The organism is Algoriphagus aurantiacus (assembly GCF_035156405.1).
Lineage (GTDB): Bacteria > Bacteroidota > Bacteroidia > Cytophagales > Cyclobacteriaceae > Algoriphagus > Algoriphagus aurantiacus.
On sequence record NZ_JAXRUT010000073.1, the window covers coordinates 1 to 1,343 of the forward strand.

1 protein-coding gene is annotated in these 1,343 nt (G+C 47.1%); it reads right to left on the minus strand.

The features are described 5' to 3' along the window. Window positions 1–1,343: TlpA family protein disulfide reductase (locus SYJ56_RS25780; RefSeq protein ID WP_323839277.1), on the minus strand; the 1,343-nt coding region annotated here is incomplete at both ends.

A 1,343-nucleotide genomic window follows, 5' to 3' on the forward strand; every position in this document is an offset into this window, starting at 1 on the left:
AAGGTTTCCTCCAATAAATCCACCCATTCTTCAGGGTCATTACCGGGAAAACCGGATACTTTGATGATTTTGGAATCTTTGCCTATCAGCGCAAAAGAGGGGTAGCTTCTGATTCCCAGCTGGTTCAAGAGTGGTTGAGTCGTATCTTCGGCTTGCAGGTTGATTCCCGAATCTGTATAGTATTCTTCCAGAAAATTGTCCAGCTTTCCTTCCTGCACATCGACTCCGATGGAAACCAACTGCAGCCGCTCTTCTCCCTCAAATCTTTCATGGAGCTTTTTCATGATCTTCTCGTAAAAAGTCTTGCTGGCTCCGCATCCCGGAGCCCAAAATTCCAGCAGCATCACCTGATCCGTAAAATCGGTAAGGCTGATTGGGATTCCCTCTGCGGAAAGCAAGGGTGAAGAGGAAATGGTGGTTCCTGTGGATTTATTGGCCTGAATTTCCAGGATTCGGGCTTTGATCACCGGATCTGAGACTTCAGTGGCGATTATTCCCAACTTTTCATCAAAACCCTGAAGTCTGCGCTCTTTTCTCAGGAGATAATTCTCAAAGAGCACATCCCTTGGAAGTCCCGGTTCCCGGGAGGCAATCCAATCAAAAAAATCGATCCCTGCAGCACTGGCCGAAGCCTCTGAATAGTGATACCAAAACTCGATATAGCCGGAAGTAACCAAGGATTGTGGAACGGAATTGGATTTGAGTTTTCGATCCAGATCCAAAAACATATCGGCAATTCTGCCTGCTTTTTCTGGTTCTTTTAACCATTCCGGAAATCGGATCAATAAACGGCTCAGGGACTCTGCCTGTAAAGCATAATGATTGCTCAGCGCATCTGTCCGAATCAGGGCAAGCCGGTCGGCTGGAATATCCCCCTTGTATGCCTCTACCATTCTTTCCACCTGATCAGCAAATCCCCTATCGGCCATACTATGCTCCAACAGGTCAAGCTCTTCTTTCCCCATTATTATCACTTCCAGGTGGCGCCCCAATTGCTTTTTGGCGGCTTCCAACTCTCCATTTTGGTTATATTCAGCCAGAAATTTCTCGCGGTCCTTGACAATGATTTTCTGGGCGGTCGTGTATTTCGAACTGGCAGTCAAACCTGCCAATACATGCTGTAATTCAAACTGTCTGGCCTGCGGTCCTGAAAAGGAAACCCTATTCGTAAACCTATACCATCTCAACATCAGGGAGTCTCCGGGAAAAGCCAGAAAATGAGATGTAAGTTGGCTGTCTTCATCTCTGAGTAAGAAATAAAAGGGATCCATGAAGGAAGGACTGCTGGCGTTAAAGATTCTGCGAACTTCCCCTGCACCTCCCCGCTGAAGGGTAGGTCTGTC